The organism is Caballeronia arvi, from assembly GCF_001544695.2.
GTDB lineage: Bacteria > Pseudomonadota > Gammaproteobacteria > Burkholderiales > Burkholderiaceae > Caballeronia > Caballeronia arvi.
Map to the genome: position 1 here is coordinate 1 of NZ_FCOM02000303.1, position 704 is coordinate 704.

1 protein-coding gene is annotated in these 704 nt (G+C 59.5%); it reads right to left on the reverse strand.

Translation table 11 applies throughout. From position 1 onward, the window contains the following. On the reverse strand, window positions 1-704 hold a 704-nt coding region (locus AWB74_RS45030), incomplete at both ends, for a patatin-like phospholipase family protein (RefSeq protein WP_200822134.1).

A 704-nucleotide genomic window follows, 5' to 3' on the forward strand; every position in this document is an offset into this window, starting at 1 on the left:
TGGCCCGCCCCTCGCAACGCCTCGAACGTTTCGAGGATGTCCAGCACGCCACGCAGGCCGAGGTTGTCGGAAACGGCACCATCCACCAGATGAAAATAACGGTCTTCCTCGGCATCATCGAGTTCCCGCAGTTCCTGCAGGCGCTTCAGCAGCCGCCCGGCCGGCCTGGGGGGTTCGTGGGTATCCGTAAACTGACGAAGCCACTCTGGTTCATGATATCCGCAGCTTCCACCGTAGTTGTCGATCGTTATTGGCGACAAGACGACCGGCACCGCTGACGACGCGGCAGCGGCGCGCGAAAGCTTGAACGGGCCAAGCTCCGCGCACATGACATCGAAATTTTGTTGTAGGAAGACAAGGCGTGAGCCCGTAGAAAGTTCCGTCGCGCTCACCGCGATTGCCGGCCCACCCGCGCGATCGAGGTCGTCGAAGGTCGCGCCGTTGAATAGAATTTCGTCGTACAGTTGCGCCGCCACGTCGGACCGTCCCCAACCGGTCGAAGACAAGGCGGGCCAGTTCACTGGATTCAGGACTCTGGCAACCAATTCACCCTGCACGTCGCGTTTGAGAAAGCGCTTTTCGTAAATATCAAACAGTTCTTCGCCATACAGCCCGTAGGCCAGTGCGGTGAAACTGCCGCCTGAGACGCCTGTGATTATGTCGACCTCGTCGAGCAGACGGATCTGGTTGCCCGATTTGGTCGT